At 71.8% G+C, this 25,798-nt stretch carries 23 protein-coding genes; 15 read left to right on the forward strand and 8 right to left on the reverse strand.

The annotated features are described in order from the left end of the window. Positions 1–208 precede the first annotated feature (208 nt). From BGP73_RS03865 to BGP73_RS03910, 10 genes are all read left to right on the forward strand, one after another. Positions 209–1,141 carry a 5-dehydro-4-deoxyglucarate dehydratase gene (locus tag BGP73_RS03865; RefSeq protein ID WP_069811945.1) on the forward strand — a complete coding sequence of 311 codons (933 nt, stop codon included), beginning with the start codon at positions 209–211 and terminating at the stop codon, positions 1,139–1,141. Positions 1,142–1,223: 82 nt separating this feature from the next. Beyond that, on the forward strand, positions 1,224–2,444 hold the full coding sequence (locus BGP73_RS03870; RefSeq protein WP_069811946.1) for a hypothetical protein: 1,221 nt from the start codon (positions 1,224–1,226) through the stop codon (positions 2,442–2,444). A gap of 153 nt (positions 2,445–2,597) precedes the next feature. Next, a complete protein-coding gene (locus BGP73_RS03875) occupies positions 2,598–3,296 on the forward strand; it encodes a GntR family transcriptional regulator (RefSeq protein ID WP_069811947.1) in 699 nt (232 codons plus the stop codon). A 60-nt stretch (positions 3,297–3,356) separates the two neighbouring features. Beyond that, positions 3,357–4,262: a dihydrodipicolinate synthase family protein gene (locus tag BGP73_RS03880; protein WP_069811948.1), complete on the forward strand. Its 906-nt coding sequence runs from the start codon at positions 3,357–3,359 to the stop codon at positions 4,260–4,262. Next, positions 4,259–5,983, forward strand: coding sequence for an L-arabinonate dehydratase (araD, locus tag BGP73_RS03885; RefSeq protein WP_069811949.1), 1,725 nt, complete (start codon positions 4,259–4,261; stop codon positions 5,981–5,983). The genes BGP73_RS03880 and araD overlap by 4 nt, the downstream gene beginning before the upstream one ends. Before the next feature lie 236 nt (positions 5,984–6,219). Then, positions 6,220–7,146 (forward strand): carbohydrate ABC transporter permease, encoded by a 927-nt coding sequence (locus BGP73_RS03890; protein WP_069811950.1) that lies wholly within the window; start codon positions 6,220–6,222, stop codon positions 7,144–7,146. Next, positions 7,143–8,045, forward strand: a complete 903-nt coding sequence (locus tag BGP73_RS03895; RefSeq protein WP_069811951.1) for a carbohydrate ABC transporter permease — start codon at positions 7,143–7,145, stop codon at positions 8,043–8,045. Before BGP73_RS03890 ends, BGP73_RS03895 begins: the two co-directional genes overlap by 4 nt. Before the next feature lie 103 nt (positions 8,046–8,148). Further along, complete coding sequence (locus BGP73_RS03900; RefSeq protein ID WP_069811952.1) at positions 8,149–9,360, forward strand: Gfo/Idh/MocA family protein; 1,212 nt, start codon at positions 8,149–8,151, stop codon at positions 9,358–9,360. A 141-nt stretch (positions 9,361–9,501) separates the two neighbouring features. Beyond that, on the forward strand, positions 9,502–10,836 hold the full coding sequence (locus BGP73_RS03905) for an ABC transporter substrate-binding protein (RefSeq protein WP_069811953.1): 1,335 nt from the start codon (positions 9,502–9,504) through the stop codon (positions 10,834–10,836). Between the two features lie 57 nt (positions 10,837–10,893). Further along, positions 10,894–12,258 (forward strand): pectate lyase family protein, encoded by a 1,365-nt coding sequence (locus BGP73_RS03910; protein WP_079127168.1) that lies wholly within the window; start codon positions 10,894–10,896, stop codon positions 12,256–12,258. A 34-nt stretch (positions 12,259–12,292) separates the two neighbouring features. Here the strand turns inward: BGP73_RS03910 and BGP73_RS03915 are convergent, their stop codons facing one another. Continuing rightward, entirely contained in the window at positions 12,293–12,679 is a 387-nt protein-coding gene (locus BGP73_RS03915; protein ID WP_212732778.1) for a hypothetical protein, read from the reverse strand. A gap of 270 nt (positions 12,680–12,949) precedes the next feature. After that, positions 12,950–13,720: an IclR family transcriptional regulator gene (locus tag BGP73_RS03920; RefSeq protein WP_069811954.1), complete on the reverse strand. Its 771-nt coding sequence runs from the start codon at positions 13,718–13,720 to the stop codon at positions 12,950–12,952. A gap of 135 nt (positions 13,721–13,855) precedes the next feature. Here BGP73_RS03920 and BGP73_RS03925 point away from each other — a divergent pair, with 135 nt between their 5' ends. Together BGP73_RS03925 and BGP73_RS03930 are read left to right on the forward strand one after the other, a co-directional pair. Then, positions 13,856–15,397: an aldehyde dehydrogenase (NADP(+)) gene (locus BGP73_RS03925; RefSeq protein WP_069811955.1), complete on the forward strand. Its 1,542-nt coding sequence runs from the start codon at positions 13,856–13,858 to the stop codon at positions 15,395–15,397. 89 nt (positions 15,398–15,486) lie between these two features. Next, the gene (locus BGP73_RS03930) at positions 15,487–16,542 is read left to right on the forward strand and encodes an aminotransferase class V-fold PLP-dependent enzyme (RefSeq protein ID WP_069811956.1); all 1,056 of its coding nucleotides are present in this window, start codon (positions 15,487–15,489) and stop codon (positions 16,540–16,542) included. Between the two features lie 224 nt (positions 16,543–16,766). Here BGP73_RS03930 and thpD read toward each other — a convergent pair whose 3' ends face one another. The 4 genes from thpD to ectA all read right to left on the reverse strand — a co-directional run bounded on the left by thpD (position 16,767) and on the right by ectA (position 20,198). Then, complete coding sequence (gene thpD / locus BGP73_RS03935) at positions 16,767–17,666, reverse strand: ectoine hydroxylase (protein WP_069811957.1); 900 nt, start codon at positions 17,664–17,666, stop codon at positions 16,767–16,769. A gap of 173 nt (positions 17,667–17,839) precedes the next feature. After that, the gene (locus BGP73_RS03940; RefSeq protein WP_069811958.1) at positions 17,840–18,241 is read right to left on the reverse strand and encodes an ectoine synthase; all 402 of its coding nucleotides are present in this window, start codon (positions 18,239–18,241) and stop codon (positions 17,840–17,842) included. A gap of 51 nt (positions 18,242–18,292) precedes the next feature. Continuing rightward, positions 18,293–19,561, reverse strand: coding sequence for a diaminobutyrate--2-oxoglutarate transaminase (ectB, locus tag BGP73_RS03945; protein WP_069811959.1), 1,269 nt, complete (start codon positions 19,559–19,561; stop codon positions 18,293–18,295). A gap of 73 nt (positions 19,562–19,634) precedes the next feature. Continuing rightward, positions 19,635–20,198, reverse strand: a complete 564-nt coding sequence (gene ectA / locus BGP73_RS03950; protein ID WP_170837735.1) for a diaminobutyrate acetyltransferase — start codon at positions 20,196–20,198, stop codon at positions 19,635–19,637. Between the two features lie 377 nt (positions 20,199–20,575). Between ectA and BGP73_RS03955 the strand changes: the two genes are divergently transcribed. Together BGP73_RS03955 and BGP73_RS03960 are read left to right on the forward strand one after the other, a co-directional pair. After that, complete coding sequence (locus tag BGP73_RS03955; protein ID WP_069811961.1) at positions 20,576–21,667, forward strand: amidohydrolase family protein; 1,092 nt, start codon at positions 20,576–20,578, stop codon at positions 21,665–21,667. A gap of 228 nt (positions 21,668–21,895) precedes the next feature. Beyond that, positions 21,896–22,621: a ZIP family metal transporter gene (locus tag BGP73_RS03960; protein WP_069811962.1), complete on the forward strand. Its 726-nt coding sequence runs from the start codon at positions 21,896–21,898 to the stop codon at positions 22,619–22,621. Positions 22,622–22,688: 67 nt separating this feature from the next. On the opposite strand, the gene BGP73_RS03965 is transcribed toward BGP73_RS03960, so the two are convergent. Beyond that, entirely contained in the window at positions 22,689–22,937 is a 249-nt protein-coding gene (locus BGP73_RS03965) for a hypothetical protein (protein WP_069811963.1), read from the reverse strand. Positions 22,938–23,012: 75 nt separating this feature from the next. Continuing rightward, complete coding sequence (locus tag BGP73_RS03970) at positions 23,013–24,329, reverse strand: inorganic phosphate transporter (RefSeq protein ID WP_069811964.1); 1,317 nt, start codon at positions 24,327–24,329, stop codon at positions 23,013–23,015. 273 nt (positions 24,330–24,602) lie between these two features. Between BGP73_RS03970 and BGP73_RS03975 the strand changes: the two genes are divergently transcribed. Next, the gene (locus tag BGP73_RS03975; RefSeq protein WP_069811965.1) at positions 24,603–25,730 is read left to right on the forward strand and encodes an alpha/beta hydrolase; all 1,128 of its coding nucleotides are present in this window, start codon (positions 24,603–24,605) and stop codon (positions 25,728–25,730) included. The last annotated feature ends 68 nt before the right edge of the window (positions 25,731–25,798 follow it).

Raw genomic sequence — 25,798 nt, forward strand, 5'->3', positions numbered from 1 at the left:
TCGTGGCGGGCTTGGTGGTAAACGCGATTCAGATACGTGGACACGCTAAGGAGGCGTCCGGGGTCCGTCAAGGCAGCCGTGACGAGGTGTCGGCCTCGGAGGATGTCGCTCCCTTGACCCTCGTGAGGCGGTGGCCTAGCGTTTAATTCGTTCATGAATATAAACAGAAATCACAACCGTGTACTGTGGCAGTCTGTCAGGAGAGACCGTGACCTCAGAACCATCACTCGCCGAGCGGCTCGACGGTCTGCTGTTCTTCCCGGTGACCGCCTACGGCGCGGACGGCTCCGTCGACCTCGCGGTGCTGCGCGCCCATGTCCGGCACGGCGTTGACGCCGGCGCGGGCGCGGTCTTCGTCTGCTGCGGCACCGGCGAGTTCCACGCCCTCGACGACCAGGAGTTCGGTGCCTGCGTGGCCGCGGTGACAGCGGAGGTGGACGGCCGGGTGCCGGTCGTGGCCGGGGTCGGCTACGGCACCGCCCTCGCCGTGCGGTACGCGCGCATCGCCGGAGAGGCCGGCGCGGACGGACTGCTGGCCATGCCGCCCTACCTGCTCGTCCCCGACCAGCGGGGACTCCTGCGCCACTACCGCGCGCTCGCCGAGAGCACCCCGCTGGAACTGATCGTCTACCAGCGGGACAACGCGGTGTTCACCCCGGAAGCCGCTGTCGAACTCGCCCGGGTCCCGAACGTGGTCGGGCTCAAGGACGGCCACGGGGACCTCGACCTGATGCAGCGGACGGTGAGCGCGGTGCGGAGCGCCCTGCCGGACAGCGGCTTCCGCTACTTCAACGGGCTGCCGACCGCCGAGCTCACGGCGCAGGCCTACCGGGGTATCGGAGTACACCTCTACTCCTCCGCGGCGTTCTGCTTCGTGCCCGAGGTGGCCCTCGCCTTCCAGCGGGCGCTGCACCGCGGAGACGAGTCCCTGGTGAACCAGTTGATCGACGTGTTCTACCGACCGCTGGTCGAACTCCGGAACCGGGGCCGGGGCTACGCCGTGTCGCTGGTCAAGGCCGGCGTCCGGATCCGCGGGATGGACGTCGGCGGGGTCCGCCCGCCGCTCTCCGAACCGGAACCCGAGCACATCGGCGAGTTGGCGGAGTTGATCGAACGCGGGCTCTCCGTGGTCGCGGGCTGAGCGCCGTCCCGTAATCTCTGGCGGATCAGCGCACGACGTCAGATTGCGACCGCCGGTCCCCGTCCATCCGAGGAGCCCCGTCTTGCGTGCCTCAGCCTTCCTCTACCCCTGGGACGTCGTGGGGGACCCGCACTGCCCCGAGCGGCTCGCCGAACTCGGCGTCCGGCAGGTGACGCTGGCCTCCGCCTACCACTCCACCAGGGCACTGACGCCGCGCCATCCGCGGCACCGAATCGTCACCGCCCGGTACGCGGCGGTGCTCTACCCGCCCGACGCCGGGCGGTGGGCCGGCCGCCCCCTCCAGCCGTACCGGCAGAGCTGGACGCCCGGGGAGGACCCCTACGGGGCGGCGGCCGAGGCGCTCGCCGCCGCTGGACTCCAGGTGCACTCCTGGGTGGTGTTGGCCCACAACTCCCGGCTCGGCGAGGAACATCCGGACAACTCGGTGCGGAACGCCTACGGCGACCGATACCCCTGGGCGCCGTGTATCGCCCGGCCCGAGGTGCGCGACTACGCGGTCACCCTCGCGGCCGAGGCGGCGGTACGCCCGGGAGCCGGAGGCGCCGAGCTGGAGTCCTGCGGGTGGTACGGCCTCGCGCACCTGCACGCCCACGACAAGATCGGCGGCGTGCCGCTGGACGGCGCGGCCCAGTACCTGATGTCCCTCTGCTTCTGCGCGGTCTGCCGGGAGGGGTACCTGGACTCGGGTGCGGAGCCGGAACGACTGCGGGAACAGGTCGTGCGGGCCCTCGCGCCGCTGTGGTCCGGGCGGCCCCCGACCGCGGACGAGTCGGCCGCGCCGGACGGCCGGGCGGGGGAGTGGGGCCGGATCGAAGCACTCCTGGGCGGGGAACTCGCGGCGGCCACCCGCCGGTGGCGCGCCGCGGTGGCGCGGGCGCTGCAGCGTGAGGCGGTCGCGGCCGTCCGGGCGGAGGCCGGTGCGGGCTTCCGGGTCCTGCTGCACGCCGACCCCGCGGTGCACCGCTGCGGGGCCAACGCCGGAGCGGACCCGGCGGACCTGCTGTCCCACGCCGACGGCGTGGTCCTGGCGTGCACCGGCTCGGCGGCGGAGCGGGCGGCGGTGCTGGAGCCCTTCGCCCGGCACCGCCGGAGAAACACCACCCTCGCCGCCAACTTCACCGTGGTCTCCGGGATGGGCGGCCACCCCGCCCGATTGGCCGCGGACGCGGACCACGCGGCCGGACTGGGAGCGACCGAACTCCGCCTCTACCACGCCGGGCTGGCATCCGACGAGGACCTGGCGGCAGTCCGCACCGCGTTGGCGGCGGTGGCCGCGAGCTGACGCCGGCCCCCGCACCGCCCGATGCCCGTGGCGCACCGCCACGGGCATCTTCTTCCGCCGGGGGCATTGACGAAGCAACAGGGCGGTCCTAGCTTCTACGCGTACTTCATACGTCATATATGAGACGCGATACGCGAGACCCGAGGCCCCTTCATGGAGACTGCCGCCAGCCCGGCGCCGAGGCCGTTGCCCAACCCCATCCCCTCCCGGACCCAGTACGTGCAGGAGGCGATCAAGCACGGCATCCTCACCGGCCAGTTGAGCCCTGGGTCTCCCTTGGTGGAGACCGAGTTGGCCCAACGGTTCGGCGTCTCCAAGACGCCGGTGCGGGAGGCGCTGAAGACCCTGGCCGGCACGGGCCTGGTCGTCATGAGCCAGTACAAGGGCGCCACCGTGCGGACCGTGGACGCGGCCATGGCACGGGAGGTCTACGACGTACGGCTGCTGCTCGAACCGGAGGCGCTGCGCCGCACGGTGCGCTCCGCGGCGTCGCTGGCAGCCGCGGAGGAGGCGCTGGAGCGGGCCGGCCGGGCGGCCGACCCGGCCGATCGCAGCCTGGCCAACCGGGACTTCCACCGAGCGCTCTACCTCCCCTGCGGGAACCCGCTGCTCGCCCGGATGCTCGACGAACTCCGGGACCAGGCGGCGCTGGTGTCCACGGCGGCCTGGGCGCGGGTGCCCTCCTGGCAGCAGGAGGCCCAGGAACACCGGAAGATCCTCGACACGGCTCTCGCCGGCGACGCGGACGACGCGGCGCGTCTGCTCCACGAGCACATCGGCTCGTTCGTCCAGCGGGCCTTCCCCGACGACACCCACCAGCCGCGGGGCGACGCGCACGACGGCCACCCATAGCAGGCCCGTACCGACCGGCAGACACCACAACACCCGCGACAACACGGAAGGGCGGACCGAATGGACTGCACACCGCTGAAGGAGTCCCTCGCGGACGTCGTCGCGATACCGGTGACCCCGTTCGACGCCGAAGGGGGGATCGAGTCGGACACCTACCGAGCCCTTCTGCGCAGGTTGCTCGACGGCGGGATCCGGGCGGTGACTCCCAACGGCAACACCGGGGAGTTCTACGCCCTCACCCCCGAGGAGCGGCGGGCGGTCACCGAGATGACCGTGGCCGAGGCCGGCGACCGGGCCGCCGTCATCGTGGGCATCGGCCACGACGTCCCCACCGCGGTGGAGGCGTCCCGGCACGCCCGGCGGAGCGGCGCCCAGATGGTGATGGTCCACCAGCCGGTCCACCCGTACGTGTCGCCCGACGGATGGGTGGACTACCACCGGGCGATCGCGGAAGCCGTGCCGGAACTGGGCGTCGTCCCCTACGTCCGCGATCCGCACCTGGACGGCGACCGCATCGCCCGACTCGGCGCGGCCTGCCCCAACGTGATCGGCGTGAAGTACGCGGTACCGGACGCGGTGCGCTTCGCCTCCGTGGCGCGCGACGCCGGGCTGGAGCGCTTCGTGTGGATCGCCGGGCTCGCCGAGCTGCACGCACCGGCATCCTGGAGCATCGGAGCCACCGGATTCACCTCCGGGCTGGTCAACATCGCCCCGGGGCTCTCACTCGGCCTGCTGCAAGCGCTGCGGGGGGCCGACTACCCGGCCGCCATGCGGATCTGGGAGCGGATCCGGGAGTTCGAGGAGCTACGGGCCGAGCAGCACTCCGCCGACAACGTCACGGTCATCAAGGAGGCGCTGGCCGGGCTCGGCCTGTGCCGCCGGGATGTGCGCCCGCCCAGCCGGCTGCTGCCGGAGGAGAAACGCGCCCGGGTAGCCGAAGCGGTGCGGGGGTGGCAGCTGCCATGACCGGCAAGCGCCCCGAGGACCTGCGCAGCCACGCCTGGTACGGCACGGACGGCCTGCGCTCCTTCAGCCACCGGGCCCGTACCCGGCAGCTCGGCTACCTGCCCGAGGAGCACCTCGGCAAACCGGTCATCGCCGTACTCAACACCTGGAGCGACATCAACCCCTGCCACCAGCACCTGCGCGAGCGGGCGGAGGCCGTCAAGCGCGGGGTGTGGCAGGCCGGCGGTTTTCCGCTGGAGTTCCCGGTGGCCACACTCTCGGAGACCTTCCAGAAGCCCACCCCGATGCTCTACCGGAACCTCCTCGCCATGGAGACGGAGGAGCTGCTGCGCTCCTACCCGGTGGACGGCGCGGTGCTGATGGGCGGTTGCGACAAGACCACCCCGGCTCTGCTCATGGGCGCCGCCTCGGTCGACCTGCCGACCGTCTTCGTGCCCGCAGGTCCGATGCTCCGCGGCCACTGGCGCGGGCAGACCCTCGGTTCCGGCACCGACATGTGGAAGTACTGGGACGACAAGCGCGCCGGGCTCATCGGCGACTGCGAGCTGGCCGAGCTGGAGTGCGGCCTGGCACGCTCGCCCGGCCACTGCATGACGATGGGCACCGCCTCCACCATGACGGCCGCCGCCGAGGCGCTCGGCGTGACCGAGCCCGGGGCCTCCTCCATACCGGCGGTCGACAGCGGACACAGCAGGATGGCCGCCGCCGCCGGACGGCGGTCGGTGGAGTTGGTGTGGCGGGACCGGAGGCTCTCCGAGTTCCTCACCCGGGAGGCCTACCAGGACGCGGTGGCCACCGTCGTCGCCCTCGGGGGCTCGACCAACGCCGTCATCCATCTGATCGCGATGGCCGGCCGCTCCGGCGTACGGCTCACCCTGGACGACTTCGACACCATCTCCCGCCGGGTGCCGGTGCTCGCCAACCTCCGCCCCGGAGGGGCCCACCTGATGGAGGACTTCCACTACGCCGGAGGGCTCCCGGGGCTGCTGGCCCGGCTCATCGACCACCTGCACCCCGACCGCCCCACCATCGCCCACACCACGCTCCGCGAACAGCTCGCCGGCGCCCGCGTCCACGACGAGGACGTCATCCGCTCCCGGGACGACCCCCTCTCCCCGGAGGGCGGGGTGGCGGTGCTGCGGGGCAACCTGGCCCCCGACGGCGCGGTCATCAAACACATCGCCGCCGCGGAGCGACTGCTCCGGCACACCGGACCGGCGGTCGTCTTCGAGGACTACCGGGCGATGCTGGCCGGCATCGACGACCCGGAGTTGGACATCACCGCCGACAGCGTGCTGGTGCTCCGGGGCTCCGGCCCGCTCGGCGGCCCCGGCATGCCCGAGTACGGCATGCTGCCCATCCCCGACCGCCTGCTGAAACAGGGGGTCCGGGACATGGTGCGGATCTCCGACGCCCGGATGAGCGGCACCAGTTACGGAGCCTGCGTGCTGCACATCGCCCCGGAGTCGCATGTGGGCGGACCGCTGGCCCTGGTCCGCACCGGGGACCGGATCACCCTCGACGTGCCGAGCCGGCTGCTGCGGCTGGAGGTCGGCGAGGCCGAACTCGTCCGCCGGCGGCAGCGGTGGCAGCGGCCGCCGAAGCGCTACGGGCGGGGCTACGGCGCGCTGTACCAGGAGCACATCACCCAGGCCGACACCGGCTGCGACTTCGACTTCCTGGCCCGACCGGGCCGGGTACCCGCCGCCGACGCCGGCTGAGCGCCGGCCCTCAACGAGACCGCCGGGACCCCCACCCGGCTCACGCAAGCGCTTAACCAGGGCAACTCACCCGATAGCGGCACAGAAGGCAACCGCCGTACCCGAGAGGACCCGAGAAGCCGCCGTCCCCGGGAGTCGAGAACGGAACAGCGGCTGAAGCACCAACCGTCAGGTCGGACCCGGCCTACCCAGAACAGTCCCGGAAAAGAAAGCCAGTACAGAAGGAGAGTGCAGTCATGGCACTCGCCGTGGCCAGAGAGCCCGGACGGCGAAGCCGCCGCCGGGCGGGCGGTTCGGCCCGCGTCCCGTACCTGCTGATATCGCCGTCCCTGCTGCTCATGCTGGGCTTCCTCGCCTACCCCATGGTCAGCGTCCTCTACTACAGCCTCCAGCACTACAACGTCACCAAGCCCTGGCGGAACGGTTTCGCCGGCCTGGAGAACTTCACCCGGCTGCTCACCGAGGACCCGCTGTTCTGGCAGAGCCTCGGCTTCAGCGCCAAGTGGGTCATCGCCGAGGTGGGGCTCCAACTCGCCTTCGGCCTCGCGCTGGCGCTCCTGGTGAACCAGACCTTCGTCGGCCGAGGCCTCGCCCGAGCCCTGGTGTTCTCACCCTGGGCCGTCTCCGGTGTCCTGACCACCACCATCTGGATGCTGCTCTACAACCCGTCCACCGGCGTCAGCCGCTACCTCGCCGACGCGGGCATCGGCGCGTACGGGACCTCGGTGCTGTCCGACACCGGGACGGTGTTCTGGGCCGCGGTGCTGGCCGAACTCTGGCGCGGCGTCCCCTTCTTCGCCATCCTCATCCTGGCCGACCTGCAGTCCATCCCCAAGGACCTCCACGAGGCGGCCGCGGTCGACGGAGCCGGCCGGCTCCGTCGCTTCCTCTCCATCACCCTGCCGCACCTGAAGGACGCCATCGTCCTCTCCACGCTGCTGCGCGCGGTGTGGGAGTTCAACAACGTCGACCTGCTGTACACCCTGACCGGCGGCGGACCCGCCGGCACCACCACCACGCTGCCGCTCTACGTCGCCAACACCGGTATCGAAGGCCATGACTTCGGCTACGCCTCGGCCCTGACCACGGTCGCCTTCGTGATCCTCCTGTTCTCCTCCATCCTGTACCTGCGTCTCAGCAAGTTCGGGGGCGACCGCACATGACCACCGCCCTGACCGGGCCGCGGCCCGGCGTCCGCGGGGACGGCGGGCGGCCTCGCCCGCCCGCCGTCCGACCGTCGAAACGAGGCGTCGCCGACGAGACCCCCCGCTGGCAGATCCACCTCCCGCTCGTGCTCTACCTGCTCTTCACCCTCGTCCCCTTCTACTGGATGCTGCTGTTCGCATTCCGCCCGGCCGGATCGACCTCCCTCGTGCCCTGGCCGGCCACCCTCGAACACTTCGACAAGGTCTGGAACGACCTCGGTTTCGCCGTCTTCTTCCGCAACAGCGTCCTGGTCGGCATCGCCTCGCTGCTCACCACCACGGTGGTGGCGCTGGCCGGCGGCTACGCGCTGGCCCGCTTCGACTTCCGCGGCCGGGGCGGGTTCCTGCTCGCCCTGCTCTGCTCCCAGTTCATCCCCGGCGCACTGATGCTCGTCCCGCTCTTCGAGGTCTTCCGCAATCTCGACCTCGTCAACTCGCTGTGGAGCGTGGTCATCGCCGAGACCGTCTTCCAGCTTCCGCTCTCCCTCATCCTGATCAGCGGGTTCATCAGGAACGTGCCCGCCGAGTTGGAGGAGGCCGCCTGGGTCGACGGCTGCGGACGCTTCCGGGCGTTCTGCGCCGTGGTGCTCCCGCTGCTGCGGCCCGGGCTGATCGCCGTCGGTTCCTTCGCCTTCGTGCACAGCTGGAACCACTTCCTCTTCGCGCTGATGTTCCTCAGCGGCCAGGACAAGTACACGATCCCCGTCGGGCTGAACTACACCATCGGGGCCGAGAGCGTCGACCTCGGAGCGCTCGCCGCGGGCGGAGTCGTCGCGGCCGTGCCGGTGGTCATCGTCTTCGCCTTCATCCAGAAATGGCTGATCGCCGGCTTCAGCGCCGGTGCCGTGAAGGGCTGAGTCCCACCTCTTCCGAAGGAGCGTGAAACATGCGCGCGGTACCCCACCAGAAATCGGGCCCGGCCGCCGCCCCGACGGCCCCCGTACCGCAGGGGGCCGGCCGGTGAGCCCGCGTCCGGTACCCGTGGTGCTCGTCGGCGGCAACGGGCACGGCCGCTGGCACCGGCGGAACCTCGCACGGCTCGCCGCGGACGGGCGGGTGCGGCTGGCCGGCGTCTGCGAACTCCAGCCGCTCCCGGAAGCGGAGCTCGCCGGCTTCGGCCGGGTCGAGCAGTCCACCCACCTCCGCGACCTGCTGGAGCGCACCGGCGCCACCGTCACCATCGTCTGCACACCGATCCAGACCCATGTCGATCTGGCGCTCACCGCGGCCCGGGTCGGCTCGCACATCCTGCTGGAGAAGCCGCCGGCCCCCTCACAGCGCGCCTTCCAACAGCTCACCGAGGGCCTGCGCGACGCCGGTGCCGTCTGTCAGATCGGTTTCCAGTCGCTCGGATCCCACGCCGTGGAAGCCATCCGGGAGCTGGTCGCGGAGGGCGCGATCGGTCGGCTGCGCGGCATCGGAGCCGCCGGGGCCTGGGTGCGCGACGCGGAGTACTACGCCCGCGCGCCCTGGGCCGGGCGGCGCCGCCTGGACGGGCAGGACGTCGTCGACGGAGCGCTGACCAACCCGCTGGCCCACGCCGTCGCCACCGCGCTGCGGATCGAGGGCGGCGACCGGGCCGAGGACATCGCCGCCGTCGAACTGGAGCAGTTCCGGGCCAACGACATCGAGGCCGACGACACCTCCTGCCTCCGACTGCGGACCGCGGGCGGGACCACCATCACCGTCGCGGTCACCCTCTGCGCCGAGCGGGCCGGTGAACCGTACGTCGTCGTCCACGGCGACCAGGGCCGGATCACCTTCTGGTACAAGGAGGGCCGCGTGCTGCTCCAGCGGGCCGGCCGGGGCCCGGAAGAACGCCTCCACGGGCGGACCGACCTGCTGGAGAACCTCCTCGAGCACCTGCGCTCCGGCGTCCCGCTGCTGGTGCCCCCCGAGCGTGCCGGAGCCTTCATGCGCGTGGTCGAGGCGGTGCGGAGCGCCCCACCACCGGTGCGGCTGCCCGGTGGCACCTGGTACACCGTCACCGCGGAGCCCGGGGGCGGGCGCCCGGTCGCCCCCCGCCGAGTGGTGCCGGGCGTCGACTCCCTGGTCGAGGCGAGCGCGGAACGCCTCGCGCTCTTCTCCGAACTCGGCGTGGAGTGGGCCCGGGCGGCGTCGGACAGCGTGGCCGACACCGCCGGGGAAGCGTCGACTCCGAGGGCCCCATGACTCCGAAGACCGTGTTCCGGAAGAGCGGGAGCCCCGGAGAGCGGGCCCCCTGAGAGGGCGGGAGCCACGCGGCCCCTCGTAGGGCAGTACCCCGGCAGCAGTCCAGGCACCGAACACCGATCCCCCGAAGAGGAGAGGGCAATGAGGATCTCGCAGCACCGAAGAGGACGGCGGGCCGCGGCGGTGGCCGTCGCCGGAGTCCTCGCGCTCACCGCCGCCGCCTGCGGTGACTCCGGTGCCGCCGCCGGAGCGGAAGGCGACGGCAGGGGCACCATCGAGTTCTGGGACAACAACGGCGGGGCGCGCACCGCCGTCTGGAAGAAGATCATCGCCGAGTTCGAGAAGCAGAACCCGGACATCAAGGTCACATACGTGCCGGTGCCGATCACCGATGTGCAGTCGAAGTACGACACCGCGATAGCCGGCGGCGGACTGCCGGACGTCGGCGGCGTCGGCACCGCGTACCTGGCCAACATGGTGGCCCAGGACGCCCTCGAACCGCTCACCGAACGGATCGCGGACAGCACCCTCGAGGGCAGGCTCTCGCGCGGCATGGTCGCCAGCGTCGAGGCGGCCGGCGGGTCCGGGAAGGAGCTCTTCTCCGTGCCGACCTCCGCCAACCAGGGCACCCTCTGGTACCGCACCGACCTGTTCGAGGCGGCGGGCCTGGAGACCCCGGAGACCTGGGAGGAGTTCTACGCGGCGGCGGAGAAGCTCACCGACCGGGGGGCCAACGAGTTCGGCTTCACCATCCGCGGCGGCGCCGGATCCGTGGCGCAGGCCCTGGAGATGATGTACGCCCAGTCCGGTATCGACACCTTCTGGAAGGACGACAGGACCACCGTCAACGACCCCGAGAACGTCAAGGCGCTGGAGAGGTACGTCGGCCTGTACAAGAAGGCCACCCCGGCCGCCGACCTGAACAACGACTTCGCCAAGATGGTCGCCCAGTTCGACAGCGGCGACATCGGGATGCTCCAGCACAACCTCGGTTCGTACACCGACCATGTGAAGGCGTTCGGCGAGGACCGGGTCGACGGGATCCCGCTGCCGCCCGCCGAGAAGGGCGGCGTCCGCACCGTGGTCTCCAACCCGGTGGACGGCCTCGGACTCTTCCGGACCAGCAAGAACAAGTCGGCGGCGTGGAAGTTCATCGAGTTCGCCGCCTCCCCGGAGATGAACAGCCTCTGGAACGAGGAGGCCGGAGCCATCCCCGCCAACAACGACGCGGCCGACGACGCCTGGGTGGCCGACGCCAAGCCCATCAGGGCGGCGATGGAGTCGGTCAACGACCCCGACACCCGGATCGTCCAGCTGCCCTACTACCTGCCCGACTGGAACAACATCAGCAAGGCCGACACCGAGCCGGACTTCCAGAAGGTGCTGCTCGGAAAGGTGTCGGCGCAGGAGTTCGCGGACAAGCTCGCCACCCTGCTCAACGAGGCGCAGGCCGAGTGGCGGCAGCAGCAGGAGTAACCCGGTGCCGTGAACGACCGCCGCTCCCATTCGAGCCGCGTCAGGAGTGACCGCGCCATGAGACCGAACGACCGGACCACCGCCCACCGATCCACAGGCCGGGAGCGGCGGCCCGGCCGTGCCGCGGCCGCCGTGTTGTGCGGCGCCGCGCTGTGCTGCTCCGCTCCGGCCCTGTCAGCCGCGCCGGCCCTGGCGGCAGCCGCGCACCCGGGAGACGCGGCCTGGCCGGTACTGCCCGCCCGGGACGGCTGGGCCTCCGCCGGCGGGGGCACCACGGGCGGGGCCGACGCCGACGCCGCCCACGTCTTCACCGTCCGGACCAGGGGCGAGCTCGTCCGAGCGCTCGGGGACGGCGACCCCACCCCCAGGGTGATCCGGGTGGCAGGCACCATCGACGCCAACACCGACGACCGCGGTAGGCCCCTGGACTGCGCGGACTACGCAACCGACGGCTACTCGCGGGAGGGCTACCTCAAGGCGTACGATCCGGCGACCTGGGGGAGGGAGGAACTGCCCTCCGGCCCGATGGAGGAGGCGCGCGCCGCGTCCGCCGCGCGGCAGGCCGAGCGGGTGAAGCTCTCCGTCGGCCCCAACACCACCATCCTGGGCACGGGCCGGAACCCGCGACTGCTGGGCGGCACCCTCCAGATCAAGGGCGTGGACAACGTCGTGGTGCGCGAGCTCACCTTCGAGGACGCCTACGACTGCTTCCCGCAGTGGGATCCGACCGACGGCGCCGACGGCGCGTGGAACTCCGAGTACGACAACCTGGTGGTCCACGGCTCCACCCACGTCTGGGTGGACCACAACACCTTCACCGACGGCCGCCGTCCCGACAGCGGGCAGCCGCACTACTTCGGGCAGCTCTTCCAGCAGCACGACGGCGAACTCGACGTCGTCCGCGGCGCCGACCTGGTCACCGTCTCGTGGAACGTCTTCGCCGACCACGACAAGACGGTGCTCATCGGCAACAGCGACAGCGCCGGGGACACCGACCGGGGGAGGCTCCGGGTGACCATGCACCACAACCTCTTCCGGGACATCGTCGAGCGGGCGCCCCGGGTCCGCTTCGGGCAGGTCGACGTCTACAACAACCACCACGTGGTACCGGCGTCCGGCTACGCCTACTCCTGGGGCGTCGGGGTCGAGTCGCGGCTGTACGTCGAGGCCAACGCCGTCACACTGCCCACCCCGGTCGACCCGGCCCAGGTCATCAAGGGATGGAAGGGCACGGTGCTGACCGAGCGGAACAACCGCGTCAACGGATCCCTGACCGATCTGCTCGGCCTGCACAACGCCGCGGTCCCGGAGGAGGAGCTCGGTGACGACGTGGGCTGGCGGCCGGTCCTGCGCACCCGCGTCGACCATCCCCGCTTGGTGCCGCACATCGTCGAAGAGGGCGCCGGTGCCGGGCGCGGCTGATCCTCCTCCGAATACGGCGGCGCCGCGCCGCGGCTCAGACCACGGCGCGGCGGGCCGCCACGGACTCACGCCGGAGCGCGGCGCCCGTCACCACGGCGCCCAGCCCCTCCCAGAGCCCGACCGTGACGAACGCGCCGGGGGCCTTGCCGACCACCACGAGCAGGGTGAAGACGGTGCAGGTCAACAACCGGAAGGGCACCGTCCAGCGGAAGAACGGCCGCCAGTCGGCCGCGGCGGCGAGCAGGTAGTAGACACCCATGTTGAACGAGGCCATCGACGAGGCGGCCAGGAGCACGCCCGCCTGGTCGACGGCGGCTCCGTCGGCCGGGACCTCGGAGAAGCCCAGCGTGCCGAGGAGGATGTCCGGAGCGACCAGCCCCGTCACCCCCATCAGGACCGCCAGACCTCCGAAGACGGCCATCGTCCAGCCGGACAGGGAACGGGGTGCGCGCACGATCGGCCTCCGCAAAAGCCTCGGGAAGCGGGCAAGGGCTGTCCCGTCACGCCGGATGGAGCAGCGCACGGCGTCGAGTCGGGTGCCTCACAGGGCGGAGGTGCCCCCGGGTGCCGCAGCGGTTTCGGGCGTTCAGGCAACACGGCGCGGCACCGTGGCTCTCGTCGTGCGCCCGCCGGGGATCACGGGACGGCGCAAAGCCTAGCCCCTGTCCCGCGACCGTTCCGCCGCGGAGTCTCACAGGTGCCGGGTGGCCAGCGCGAGCCGGTCCCGGGCCTCCAACAGGGCCTGGGTGACCAGCTGTTCATGCTCCGGCGTCAGCCGGGCCACCGGCACCGAGCAACTGATCGCGTCGCGGGCGGGGGAGCGGTACGGGATGGCCAGGCCGAAGCAGCGCAGACCGAGGGTGTTCTCCTCGTTGTCCACCGCGTAGCCGCGTTCGCGGACCAGTCGGAGCTCTTCGATGAGCTGCTCCCGGTCGGTGACGGTGTGCTCGGTCAGCCTCTCCAGCTCCGGCGGCAGCAACTCCCGGACGCGCTCGTCGGGGTAGGTGGCGAGCAGCGCCTTGCCCAACGAGGTGGAGTGGGCCGGCAGCCGGCGACCGACCCGGGTGAACGGCCTCAGGTAGTGCTGGGACTGGCGGGTCGCCAGGTACACGACGCTGGTGCCGTCGAGGCGGGCCAGGTGGATGGTCTCGGTGGTGTCCTCGGCCAGTCGGTCGAGGGTGGCCCGGGCCGTGGCCACGACCTCGTCCCCGTCGATGTAGGAGGTACCGACCAGCAGCGCCCGTACCCCGATCCCGTACCGGGTGCCGGTGGCGTCCGTCTCCACCCAGCCGAGGTCCACCAGGGTGCGCAGCAGCATGTACAGACTGCTCTTCGGGTAGCCGACGGCCTCCTGCACGGCGGCCAGGCTGTGCATTCCGGGCCGGCCGGCGAAGTACTCCAGCAGTTCCACCGTGCGCACCGCCGACTTGACCTGCGCACCGCCCGGCTCGGGAGCAGCCATCGACCTTGACCCCTTCGTCAACCCAGAAATAGAGTCCCAGGAATTCACCATCAGGGACATTGTTCAGCATATCGAACGGTCGGCGCCGTGCGGCAGGCACGGGGCCGACCCGTGCGGCAAGCAGGAGGATCCGCGGTGGCAGCAGCAGTGTGGAGCGTCGACCCCCGTACTGGGAAGCAGCGGGAAGAGGTCGCCGTGGAGGCGACCCCCGAGGAGGTCGACCGGGTGGTTCGCGCCGCACACCAGGCGCGCGGCGCGCTGGCCGGGCGGACCGTCCGCGCCGCCTTCCTGCGGACCGCCGCCGACCTGCTGGAGCAGGCCGGTGAGCAGGTCGTGGAGGCGGCCGACGCGGAGACGGCCCTGGGGCCCGGCCGGCTCACCGGCGAACTCGCCCGCACCTGCCACCAACTGCGCTCCTTCGCCGACATCGTCGACGAGGGCGCCTTCCTGGACATCCTGATCGACCACGCCGATCCGGACCGGACGCCGATCCCGCAGCCGGATCTCCGCCGCTACAAGGTGCCGCTGGGCGTGGTCGCCGTCTACGGGGCCAGCAACTTCCCGCTCGCCTTCTCCGTCCCGGGCGGCGACACGGCCAGCGCCCTCGCCGCCGGCTGCCCGGTGGTCGTCAAGGCGCACCCAGCCCATCCGGCGACCTCCGAACTCTGCGCCTCCCTGCTCCGCCGGGCCGCGGCGCTCTCCGGTCTGCCGGAGAGCGTCATCGGGCTGCTCCACGGCTTCGACGCGGGGGTGCGCCTGGTGGAGCACCCGCTGGTGTCCGCCGCCGGGTTCACCGGCTCGGTCCGCGGTGGCCGGGCGCTCCACGACGCCGCCGCCGCCCGCCCGGTGCCCATCCCCTTCCACGGAGAACTCGGCAGCCTCAACCCGGTCGTGGTGACCGAGGCCGCGGCGGCCGAGCGGGCCGAGCGGATCGGCACCGGACTCGCCGGGTCGGCCACGCTGGGCACCGGCCAGTTCTGCGTCAAGCCCGGGCTGGTGCTGGTCCCCGCGGGACCGCACGGCGACCGCCTCGTCGACTCCCTCACCGAGGCGGTCAGCGGCACCCCCGAGGGCGTGATGCTGGGGGCCGCTGTGCGGGAGGCCTTCATCGAGGGGGTACGGGCCCGGCGGGAGCTCCCCGAGGTGGAGAGCCCGGTGACCCCGGGCGGCAGCGGGGCGAACGCGGTCAGCGCCGGGTTCCTCACCGTCCCCGCCGTGCGGCTCACCGCCCCCGAGCACCAACTGCTGCTGGAGGAGTGCTTCGGCCCGGTGACCGTCATCGCGCGCTACCGGGACCGCACGGAGGTCTCCGGGCTCCTCGCCCGGCTCCCGGGGAACCTCACCGCGACCGTCCACCTCGGTGCCGAGGAGGCCGAGCAGCCGGACGGTCCGGCCGCCCGGCTGCTCGCCGAACTCACCCCGCTCGCCGGCCGGGTCCTGGTCAACGGCTGGCCCACGGGGGTGGCGGTGGCCCACGCCCAGCACCACGGCGGTCCGTACCCGGCCACCACCTCCACCGCCACCTCGGTCGGGGGCACCGCCATCGAGCGCTGGCTGCGCCCGGTGGTCTACCAGGGCACCCCGGAGACCCTGCTGCCGCCGGAGCTGCGCGACGGCAACCCGCTGGGACTGCCGCGCCGGGTGGACGGCCGCCGCCAAACCGGCACGGAGGCCTGAGGCCGAACGCCCGGGGCCACGGGCGGGTGTCCCGTGAACACGGTGCGGTGCCGTGGACCCGGCGACCGGCTGCCCGGATAGTGAACGGTATGGACACAGGCCTCGGGGGCGCCGAGTTCGCGCCCCAGACGACGTATCTGAAGACCGCCGCCAGCGGACTGCTGCCCGCCCGGTCGGCGGCCGTGCTCCGCGCCGCCGTGGACGACGCCGCGGCCGGACGCCCCACCCCGGCCACCGGCTTCGAGTCGGTCGGCGCCGCGCGGGAGTCCTTCGCCCGTCTCGTCGGGGTCGACGTGGACCGGGTCGCCGTCGCGGGGTCCGTCTCCCTGCACGTCGGGCTGATCGCCTCCGCGCTGCCGACCGGGGGCGAGATCCTCGTGGCCGACGGCGACTTCAGCTCGTTGGTGAATCCTTTCGCCGTGCGCCGGGACCTGAGGCTGCGCACCGTGCCGCTGCCCGATCTGGCCGCGGCGGTACGGCCGGAGACCACCCTGGTCGCCGTCAGCGCGGTGCAGTCGGCGGACGGGCGGATCGCCGACCTCGCGGCCATCGGCCGGGCCGCTCGGGCCAGCGGCGCCCGCACTCTGGTCGACTGCACCCAGTCGGCGGGCTGGCTCCCCATGTGCGCCGCGGACTTCGACTACACGGTGGCCGGGGGCTACAAGTGGCTGCTCTGCCCGCGGGGGGTCTCCTTCCTCACCGTGCCCGAGCGGCACGAGGACCTGCCGCCGCTCTACGCTGGGTGGACCGCCGGAGAGGAGCCGTGGCGGAGCGTCTACGGCCCGATCGCGCAACTGGCCCGCTCCGCACGCCGCTTCGACCAGAGCCCGGCCGACCTCCCCTACCTCGCCGCGCAGCACTCGCTGGCCCTCGTCGAGGAGCTCGGCCCGGAGCGGATCGGTGCCCACAACCGGGCGCTCGCCGACCGGTTCCGGGCCGGGGCCGCCGACCTGGGGCACCAGCCGGTGGCGGCCCCGGGTTCGGCCATCGTCGCCGTTCCGGGGCTCGACACGGCCGAGGAGCACCTGCGGCGGGCCGGGGTGGAGGCGACGGCGCGCGCCGGAAACCTCCGGCTGGCCTTCCACCTCTACAACACCACCGCCGATGTCGACCGGGTGCTGGACGTACTCTCCGACCACCGCTGACCCCGGAAAGGCGCAACGGCCGCCGCCCGGCACGGAGGCCGGGTGACGACCGCTGCGCTCGCCCGGCGATGAGCCCGGCCCGAACGCTCGCACTCAGTGCTGTGACCGGGAGGTCCACCGGCCCGCGGCGCCGTGCACGGCACCTCGCCGCGCGGGTTCTCCGGCAGACCTTCCCGGTCGCAGCCTTCGTTCGGGCCCAGGTCACGCCCGACGCGGGGCTGCTCCTACTTCACCGGCGTGAAGTCCCGTGCGCCGAGGAACTCGGGGCGGCGGATCGGCGCCGCGAAGGGCTCGACCGCCTTGTTCTCCACGCTGTTGAAGACGATGAAGACGTTGCTGCGCGGGAAGGGCGTGATGTTGTCGCCCGAACCGTGCATGGCGTTGCAGTCGAACCAGGTCGCCGAACCGGCCTTGCCGGTGAACAGCTTGATGCCGTGCCTGGACGCCAGGTCGGTCAGTGCCTCGTCCGAGGGGATGCCAGCGTCCTGCATCTGGAGCGACTTCTTGTAGTTGTCCTCCGGGGTCTCACCGGCGCAGCCCAGGAAGGTCCGGTGCGAACCCGGCATGATCATCAGGCCGCCGTTGGTGTCGTAGTTCTCGGTCAGCGCGATCGAGACCGAGACCGTCCGCATGTTCGGCAGACCGTCCTCGGCGTGCCAGGTCTCGAAGTCCGAGTGCCAGTAGAAACCGGTCGCCCCGAACCCCGGCTTGACGTTGATCCGGCTCTGGTGGACGTAGACGTCGGAGCCGAGGATCTGCCGGGCGCGCTCCACCAACCGCGGGTCGCGCACCAGTTCGGCGAAGACCTTGCTGATCCGATGCACCTCGAAGACCGACCGGACGTCCTGGGACTTGGGCTCGACGATGGAGCGCTCGTCGGCCCGGACCTCCGGGTCGACGACCAGCCGGTCCAACTCGGTGCGGTACATCACCACCTCATCCGGAGTGATCAGCTGTTCGATCGCCAGGAACCCGTCGTGATCGAACGCATTCAGCTCCTCCGGTCGCATCGGACCGGGTGCTCCGGGCTCCGACCAGACGACCGGGGCCTGGCGCGGAGTGATCACCTCGGTGGCACCGCGGGTCGGGTAGAGGTCAGCCGTTCGCTCGGGTGCGGTGGTCATGGTGGTGCACCTTCTCCTTCCGGTACTTCCCTTACTCTCTTTCGGTTCCCCAGTGGGGAAGTCTCAGTCAGTGCCGATCGGGCGCGGTCCGCGCCGACGGGAGCGGCGTCCGGTGCGCGTACGGTCGCGCGCGCCGGACGCCGCGTCGGGGCGAACCCGTCCGATGGCGAGGACTAGGCGTCGTCCTCGGTCAGCAGCGGGTAGACGCCGTTCTCGTCGTGGTCCTCACGGCCCGTCACCGGCGGGTTGAAGACGCAGACGCAGCGGAAATCGGTCTTCGGGCGCATGGTGTGCCGCTCGTGCCCGTCCAGCAGGTACATGGTGCCCGGCTCGATCCAGTGCTTCTCGCCGGTCTCCTCGTTGGTGAGTTCGGCTTCGCCCTCGACGCAGAGCACCGCCTCGATGTGGTTGGCGTACCACATCGTGGTCTCGGTGCCCGCGTAGAGCGTCGTCTCGTGGAGGGAGAAACCCACACGCTCCTTGGCGAGGACGATCCGCTTGCTCTCCCAGGTACCGGACGCCGCCTTGACGTGCCGGTCTGTGCCCTCGATGTCCTTGAAGGATCGGACGATCACAGTGATTCGTGGCCTTTCTTGTCTCTACGGTCAGCGGTATGGCGTTCGGCGTCAAGCGGTCTCGCGCACCGACCGGGCGAGGATGCGGAGCCCCTCGTCCAGTTCTTCCAGCGTGACGGTGAGCGGCGGCAGCAGTTTGACGACCTCGCTCTGCGGCCCGGAGGTCTCCACCAGCAGGCCCAACTCGAAGGCTCGTTTGCAGACCGCGGAGGCGCGGTCCTTGTCGGCGAACTCGATCCCCCAGGCCAGCCCCCGCCCGCGCATGCCGGCGCCGAGCCCGGGGTGCTCCTCGATGATCGACCGGAGCGCCCGCTCGACCACCTCGCCCCGGGCGATGGTCTGCTTCTCCATCTGCCCGTCGGCCCAGTAGGTGTCGAAGGCCGCGGCGGCGGTCACGAAGGCCGGGTTGTTCCCGCGGAAGGTGCCGTTGTGCTCGCCAGGCTCCCAGACGTCCAACTCGGGCTTGAAGAGGGTCAGCGACATGGGCAGGCCGTAGCCGCTGATGGACTTCGACAGGGTGACGATGTCCGGCGTGATCCCGGCCTCCTCGAAGGAGAAGAACGCCCCGGTCCGGCCGCAGCCCATCTGGATGTCGTCCACGATCAGCAGCATGTCGCGGCGCCGGCAGAGGTCGGCGAGGGCGCGGAGCCACTCGGGGCGGGCGACGTTGATGCCGCCCTCGCCCTGGATCGTCTCCACGATCACGGCGGCGGGCTTGTTGAGACCGGACCCCTCGTCCTCGAGCAGGCTCTCGAACCAGAGGAAGTCCTCGACGGCGCCGTCGAAGTAGTTGTCGAAGGGCATCGGGGTGCCGTGCACCAGCGGGATGCCGGCCCCGGCCCGCTTCATGGAGTTGCCGGTGACCGCGAGCGCGCCCAGCGACATGCCGTGGAAGGCGTTGGTGAAGCTGACGATGGACTCCCGGCCCTTGACCTTGCGGGCCAGCTTCAGCGCGGCCTCGACCGCGTTGGTGCCCGTCGGGCCGGGGAACATGACCTTGTAGGGCAGGTCGCGGGGGCGCAGGATGGTGTTCTCGAACGACTCCAGGAAGGCGCGTTTCGCCGTGGTGCCCATGTCGAGCGCGTGCGTGATGCCGTCACGCTCGATGTAGTCGAGCAGCGCCCGTTTCAGGACCGGGTTGTTGTGGCCGTAGTTGAGTGCTCCGGCGCCGGCGAAGAAGTCGAGGTAGGTGCGGCCGTCCTCGTCGTGGATGTAGCTGCCCTGCGCGCGGTCGAACACAGCAGGCCAACCGCGGCAGTAGCTGCGCACCTCCGACTCCAGGGTCTCGAAGACACTCAGGGCGGGCGGGGTGATGGTCACAGCGTGCTCCAGAAAGATGAGAGACGAGCAGAAGGAAGGGGTCTGGGTCGGTGTTCGGCCCGCACGGCGGCCCTCACGGCCGGCTCGTTGCCCGTGCGAGCGGTCCTATCCGGTACAGGACCTCCGGTTCGTGGCCGGGGTCGGGGAACATCCCTCTGTCGAACAGCACCTCGCGGTCCACAGCGGCGCCGTGCCGCTCGGCGAACGAGGTGAACAGCCGGTTCGACGGCCCGTTGTCCGGGGTGATGGTGGTCTCCAGCCGGCATACACCGAAGGCGTCGGCGGCCCGGTCGGCCAGCGCGTCCAACAGCGCTGCTGCCAGTCCCCGGCCGCGCTGCGCCTCGTCGACCGCCACCTGCCAGACGACCAGGGTCTCCGGCTGCTCGGGGCGGAGATAGCCGGTGACGAAGCCGACCGGTGCGCCGTCGGGTCCGCGCGCCACCACCGAGGTGGCGGCGAAGTCGCGGCACCAGAGCAGGTAGCTGTAGGAGGAGTTGAGGTCCAGTACGCGGGAGTCGCGGGCGATGCGCCAGAGTGCTGCTCCGTCCTCGACACGCGGTGTGTCGAGCTTCAGCTCCTCCGGCATTTCCGGGAATTCGCTGCGGGCACGTGCACGGTCTGCTTGTGCGGCGGTCATGCGGATTTAATTTACCCAGCCGAAGCGCATATTGCATCGTCAGGTCGGGTTACCAGGAACGGTGATCTGTGGTAATCGCGCAGGCGCGTAGCCAGGGCGTGGTTTCATGGGGGAATGTCATGAGATTACCGGGCGAAACGGGCGCTCTGTGGAGTCCGTCACATCTTCGAGACGATCATCGCGGAAGGTCCGGATTTTGATATCCGGACGGCTCTCGAAAGTGATGTGTTTGCATCCTTCGAAACCGGGAAGAAGAATACGGGCAGCTACGTTCATCGGCAATTCGAAATCAATTCCTCAGAAGATAACGCGAATCTCCGGCGGAGGTCGCGGACGCTCTGTCGCAGGCAGCCGGGGGATCGTTAGGGTTGCCTGTCATGAGTGATAGCGCGGTGCTGCACATCAGGGGGCGGGTGCTCGTCGGGCCGGAGGACGTCCGGGACGAGCTGTGGATCGTGGGCGGTCGGATCACGTTTCAGCGGCCGACCGGAGCGCGGGACGTGCGGACGCTCACCGGGTGGGCGCTACCGGGTCTGGTCGACGCCCACTGCCACGTCGGACTCGACGCCCACGGCGCGGTCGACGAGTCGACCAGCGAGAAGCAGGCCCTGACCGACCGGGACACCGGGACGCTCCTGCTGCGGGACGCGGGATCGCCCGCCGACACCCGCTGGATGGACGACCGGGCGGACCTGCCGCGCGTCATCAGGGCGGGCCGGCACATCGCCCGCACCCGCCGGTACATCCGGAACTACGCGCATGAGATCGAGCCGGAGGACCTGGTCGCCTACGTGGCACAGGAAGCCCGGCGCGGAGACGGCTGGGTGAAGCTCGTCGGCGACTGGATAGACCGCTCGACCGGAGACCTGGCCGCCTGCTGGCCGCGCGGTGAGGTCACGGCCGCCATCGCGGAGGCGCACCGGCTGGGCGCCAGGGTCACCGCGCACTGCTTCGCCGAGGAGTCGCTGCCCGACCTGGTGGCGGCCGGTATCGACTGCGTGGAGCACGCCACCGGGCTGACGGAGGAGACCATCCCGCTCTTCGCCGAGCGCGGGGTCGCCATCGTCCCGACCCTGGTCAACATCGCCACCTTCCCCAAGCTCGCCGAGGGCGGCGAGCGGAAGTACCCGCGCTGGGCCGAGCACATGCGACGCCTGCACGCCCGCCGCTACGACACCGTGCGCGCGGCCTACGACGCCGGGGTACCGGTCTACGTGGGCACCGACGCCGGAGGCTCACTCCCGCACGGACTGGTCGCCGCGGAGGTCGCCGAGCTGGTGGCCGCCGGGATCCCCCCGGCGGCGGCGCTCTCCGCCACCGCGTGGGCGGCCCGGGAGTGGCTCGGCCGACCCGGGCTCACCGAAGGGGCCCCAGCCGACCTGGTGCTGTACGAGACCGACCCGCGGGAGGACGTGCGGGTGCTGGCGGCGCCCCGCCGGGTGGTGCTCCGCGGCCAGGTCGTGCTCTGAGCCCGTCCGCCCCTCCGGCCGCAGGCCGGAGGGGCACCGGGCGAAGCAACGCCCGCGACCAGCGCGGCGCCGTGCCCGAACCGGCCCCGGCTGGGAGGCTGCTGCTCCACCCGGCGGTCGGGATCGCCGGCCGGCCGGCGGTTGGTGCCTTCGTCCGGTGACGAGCGGGGCGGGCGGCCCGGCGCCGTACCGGTCCACCGGGGACCCGGCGGCGTAAGGAGGTAGGGCATGCCGGTCGTCGTCGCGCTGGCAGCGGTCCTGATGACGCTGGTCGGCGGCTGGACGGCGCAACGCGTCACCGACCGGCGCCACCTCGTCCTCGGGCTGGCCGGCGGACTGATGCTCGGCGTCGTCGGACTCGACCTGCTGCCGGAGGCGCTGGACGCCGCGGGGCGGGAGGTCTTCGGGGTGCCCGAAGGGCTGCTGCTCTTCGTCGCCGGCTTCCTCGCCGCCCATCTGGTGGAGCGGATGCTGGCCGTCCGCAGAGCCGCCCATGGCGCCGATCCCGACCAGCGGTCGCCCCGGGTGGGGCTGACCGCGGCGGCGGCGCTGGCCGGGCACAGCCTGATGGACGGGGTCGCCATCGGGCTGGCCTTCCAGGTCAGCAGCGGTATGGCGGTGGCCGTGGCGCTGGCGGTGATCGCCCACGACTTCGCCGACGGCTTCAACACCTACACGATCACCAGCCTGTACGGGAACAGCCGCCGCAGGGCCGCGGCGATGCTCTGCGCCACCGCGCTGGCGCCGGTGGCCGGCGCCGCCTCCACCCTGCTGTTCACCCTTCCGGCCCAGCTCCTCGGCTTCTACCTCGGGTTCTTCGCCGGAGTCCTGCTCTACCTGGCGACCTCCGACATCCTCCCCGAGGCCCACCACGAGCACCCGGCCCGCTCCACCCTGCTCTGCACCGTGCTGGGGGTCGCGTTCATCTGGCTGGTGGTGGGCATCGCCGACTGAGCGGGCACCCGGCGTGCTCCGTGGACGGCCCAACCCGCCAGGCGTCCGCCCCGCACCGGGGAGCGGATCAGGCCACGATCAGGTGGATCCCGTAAGCCACCATGGCGAAGCAGAGACCGAAGCAGGCGTACGCGCCGGCCCGGGCCGAGAGCGTCTGCTGGCCGTCGGCCGCCACCGGGTCGGCCCCGCTCCCGCCCGGCCGCCGGCCGCCACCGGAGGTGCCGAGGATGCCGAAGGTGAACAGGGCGACGAAGCCGACCGTGACCGCGAGACTCACCCCGAAGACCTGCCCGAGTGCTGCCCAGTCGACGTTCATGTGCTGCTGCTCCTTCCACCGGCCCGTCGCCGGTGCGTGTTCTCACTCATGCCGGTTCCCTACGCGGGCGCCGGCTCAGACGCTGTTTCCGAGCGCCGTCGTGGCCGGTGCCTGGGCGGCCGGCTCGACGACCGCCCGCGCCGGGCCCTCCGCGATCGGGTGGACGGTCACCGTGAGGGCGGCGTCGGCCTGGTCCCCGGGGACCCGGGCGGGAGGCGGTGTCACCGCGCGGACCGCGGTGGTGATGACGCCGTCCGGTTCGCTGGCGGCGGGCGCGCGCTCCGGGATCTCCTCGTCGTTGACGTTGGTGTGGTCAACCGGCTCGCGGCGCGCCGCGAGCCAGACTCCGCCGCAGACCAGCAGGGCGACCACCGCGACCGCGATCACGCCCCAGTCGCCCTGCTCCGCGAGGAGCGCGGCACCGCCGCCGACGATCCCGGCCGCCGGAAGCGTCAGCCCCCAGGCGACGAACATCCGGGTCGCCGTGGACCAGCGCACCACACCGCCCTTGCGGCCGAGCCCGGAACCCATGATGGCGCCGGAGCAGACCTGGGTGGTGGAGAGGCCGAAGCCGAGGTGCGAGGAGGCCAGGATGACGGTGGCCGCACCCGTCTGGGCGGCGAAGCCCTGCGGCGGCTGAATGTCGGTGAGGCCCTTGCCCATGGTGCGGATGATGCGCCAGCCACCCAGGTAGGTGCCGAGGGCGATGGCCAGTCCGGCGGAGACGATCACCCACACGGGCGGGTCGGCGTTGGGGGCCAGCACACCGCCGGTGATGAGCGCCAGGGTCATCACGCCCATCGTCTTCTGGGCGTCGTTGGTGCCGTGCGCCAGCGAGACCAGGGCGGCGGAGGCGATCTGCCCCGCGCGGTAGCCCTTTGCGGTGTCCTCGTCGCTCCGGTTCCGGGCCATCCGGTAGGTGAGCCGGGTGGCGGCCATCGCGGCCACCCCGGCCACCAGCGGCGCGGCGAGGGCCGGGATGAGCACCTTCATCAGGACGACGTCGTGGTGGACCCCGCCGAGCCCGACGGAGAAGATCGTCGCCCCGATCAGCCCGCCGTACAGTGCGTGCGAGGAGCTGGAGGGGAGGCCGAGCAGCCAGGTCAGCAGGTTCCAGATGATGGCGCCGACGAGCCCGGCGAAGATCACTTCGGGTCGGATGCCGGTGCTCTCGTCGATGATCCCGCCGGAGATGGTTCTGGCGACCTCCACCGAGAGGAACGCGCCGACGAGGTTGAGGACCGCCGACATCGCCACCGCCGCCTTGGGCTTGAGGGCCCCGGTGGAAATGGTGGTCGCCATGGCGTTGGCGGTGTCATGGAAGCCGTTCGTAAAGTCGAACACCAGGGCCGTGATGATCACGACTCCGATGAGCAGCGTTAGGTGTTCCATTCACCCGGACAATCAGTCGGACGGTCAGTGGCACCGCGACGCTAGGAAGAGATGATGAACAGAAGGTGAACACCCGGCATTGTTGAGGTGTTCTCCTCGAAGTCCCGGCCCGAACCTTGCGTGACGCAGCACTAGCCGCCGCGGCGGAGGCGGCTCCAGGACCACCCGGAACACCCACCCGCGGGGCTCCGGACACCCCCTGGCCCCTGTCCGGGCCACACCCGTGCTCCGGTCGGGTGGCCGGCTCCCGCCGGCCCTTCCAGACTGGTGGGGATGCGTCCGCGTACCTCGGCGGCCCTGGCCGCCAGCACCGTGCTCGGTGCCGGAGCCGCCGCGGTGGCGGTGGGCCGGTACACGAGCGATGCCGCACTCAACCCCCGGCGGGCCCGGCCGCTACCGGGGGAGCGGAGCCTCACGGTGCACTCCGCCGAGGGCCGACGCATCGTGCTGACCCGCAGCCTCACCGCGCTCCGCCCGGGTACCTACGGCCTGGCGGGCGGCGGCGGCCACGCAGTCGTCGGGCCGGTCGTCGAGGACGAGCGCCGCGGCGCCGACACCGTCGTCCGCCATCTGGTGCGCGTCAGCCGGGGGCCGATCGAGCCCGGGGCGCGGATGCGGTTCACCCCCCAGGCGTACGTCGGCGACCCGCTGGACGCGCTGGGCCTGGAGTACCAGGACGTGGAGGTGGCGGGCGAGCTCGGGACGCTGCCCGCCTGGTTCCTGCCGGACGCCCGCAGCACGTGGATCATCCTGGTGCACGGCTACGGCACCACCCGCGAACATCCCATGGTGGTGATGTCCTGCCTGCGCCGCTGGCGGTTCCCGATGCTGGCCCCGGCCTACCGCGGGGATCCGGGGGCACCTCCGGCTCCGGACGGTCTGAACCGGCTGGGCGGAGCCGAGTGGCACGACCTCGAACACGTCCTCGCCGAGGCCGTGCGGCAGGGTGCGGAGCGCGTGGTGCTGTACGGCTGGTCCACCGGCGCCGGCATGGCGCTGCACACCGCCACCCGCTCGGCCTACCGGGAGCGGGTCGCCGGACTCATCCTCGACTCGCCGGTGCTGGACCGGCCGGCCACGCTCCGCGCCCTGATCGCGGCCGGGCACACCCCCAGGCCGCTGCTGCCGCTGGCAGTCCGGGCCGCCCAGGGCCGCCTCGGGCCGGAACCGGAGTACCTCTCCCGCGCCTACGACCCGGCGGAGCTGACCGTGCCGACCCTGCTCCTGCACGGCCCGGACGACCGGGTGGCCTCCTGGGAGCCCTCCCGCGAGCTGGCGGCCGCCCGGCCCGACCTGGTCAGCCTCCACCAGGTGCGGCAGGCTCCGCACGGCGCGATGTGGAACGCCGATCCGGTCGGTTACCAGGAGGCCCTGCGGCGGTTCCTGACCCCGCTGATGTGAAACGCCCGCCCGGCGCACCGCCGCCGCCCGGCCACGGAACACCCGGAGCGAAATCGATTGCGGGCGTC

The organism is Streptomyces sp. TP-A0874 (assembly GCF_001748085.1).
Lineage (GTDB): Bacteria > Actinomycetota > Actinomycetes > Streptomycetales > Streptomycetaceae > Streptomyces.

What these genes read in the sequence shown, in the direction of transcription:
- BGP73_RS03905 (WP_069811953.1), top strand. Translation starts at nt 9,502, where the DNA reads ATGAGGATCTCGCAGCACCGAAGAGGACGGCGGGCCGCGGCGGTGGCC.
- BGP73_RS03960 (WP_069811962.1), top strand. Translation starts at nt 21,896, where the DNA reads ATGCCGGTCGTCGTCGCGCTGGCAGCGGTCCTGATGACGCTGGTCGGC.
- BGP73_RS03970 (WP_069811964.1), bottom strand. Translation starts at nt 24,329, where the DNA reads ATGGAACACCTAACGCTGCTCATCGGAGTCGTGATCATCACGGCCCTG.
- BGP73_RS03920 (WP_069811954.1), bottom strand. Translation starts at nt 13,720, where the DNA reads ATGGCTGCTCCCGAGCCGGGCGGTGCGCAGGTCAAGTCGGCGGTGCGC.
- BGP73_RS03875 (WP_069811947.1), top strand. Translation starts at nt 2,598, where the DNA reads ATGGAGACTGCCGCCAGCCCGGCGCCGAGGCCGTTGCCCAACCCCATC.
- ectA (WP_170837735.1), bottom strand. Translation starts at nt 20,198, where the DNA reads ATGACCGCCGCACAAGCAGACCGTGCACGTGCCCGCAGCGAATTCCCG.
- BGP73_RS03915 (WP_212732778.1), bottom strand. Translation starts at nt 12,679, where the DNA reads ATGGCCGTCTTCGGAGGTCTGGCGGTCCTGATGGGGGTGACGGGGCTG.
- BGP73_RS03880 (WP_069811948.1), top strand. Translation starts at nt 3,357, where the DNA reads ATGGACTGCACACCGCTGAAGGAGTCCCTCGCGGACGTCGTCGCGATA.
- BGP73_RS03930 (WP_069811956.1), top strand. Translation starts at nt 15,487, where the DNA reads ATGGACACAGGCCTCGGGGGCGCCGAGTTCGCGCCCCAGACGACGTAT.
- thpD (WP_069811957.1), bottom strand. Translation starts at nt 17,666, where the DNA reads ATGACCACCGCACCCGAGCGAACGGCTGACCTCTACCCGACCCGCGGT.
- BGP73_RS03890 (WP_069811950.1), top strand. Translation starts at nt 6,220, where the DNA reads ATGGCACTCGCCGTGGCCAGAGAGCCCGGACGGCGAAGCCGCCGCCGG.
- BGP73_RS03965 (WP_069811963.1), bottom strand. Translation starts at nt 22,937, where the DNA reads ATGAACGTCGACTGGGCAGCACTCGGGCAGGTCTTCGGGGTGAGTCTC.
- BGP73_RS03910 (WP_079127168.1), top strand. Translation starts at nt 10,894, where the DNA reads ATGAGACCGAACGACCGGACCACCGCCCACCGATCCACAGGCCGGGAG.
- BGP73_RS03955 (WP_069811961.1), top strand. Translation starts at nt 20,576, where the DNA reads ATGAGTGATAGCGCGGTGCTGCACATCAGGGGGCGGGTGCTCGTCGGG.
- BGP73_RS03895 (WP_069811951.1), top strand. Translation starts at nt 7,143, where the DNA reads ATGACCACCGCCCTGACCGGGCCGCGGCCCGGCGTCCGCGGGGACGGC.
- BGP73_RS03975 (WP_069811965.1), top strand. Translation starts at nt 24,603, where the DNA reads ATGCGTCCGCGTACCTCGGCGGCCCTGGCCGCCAGCACCGTGCTCGGT.
- araD (WP_069811949.1), top strand. Translation starts at nt 4,259, where the DNA reads ATGACCGGCAAGCGCCCCGAGGACCTGCGCAGCCACGCCTGGTACGGC.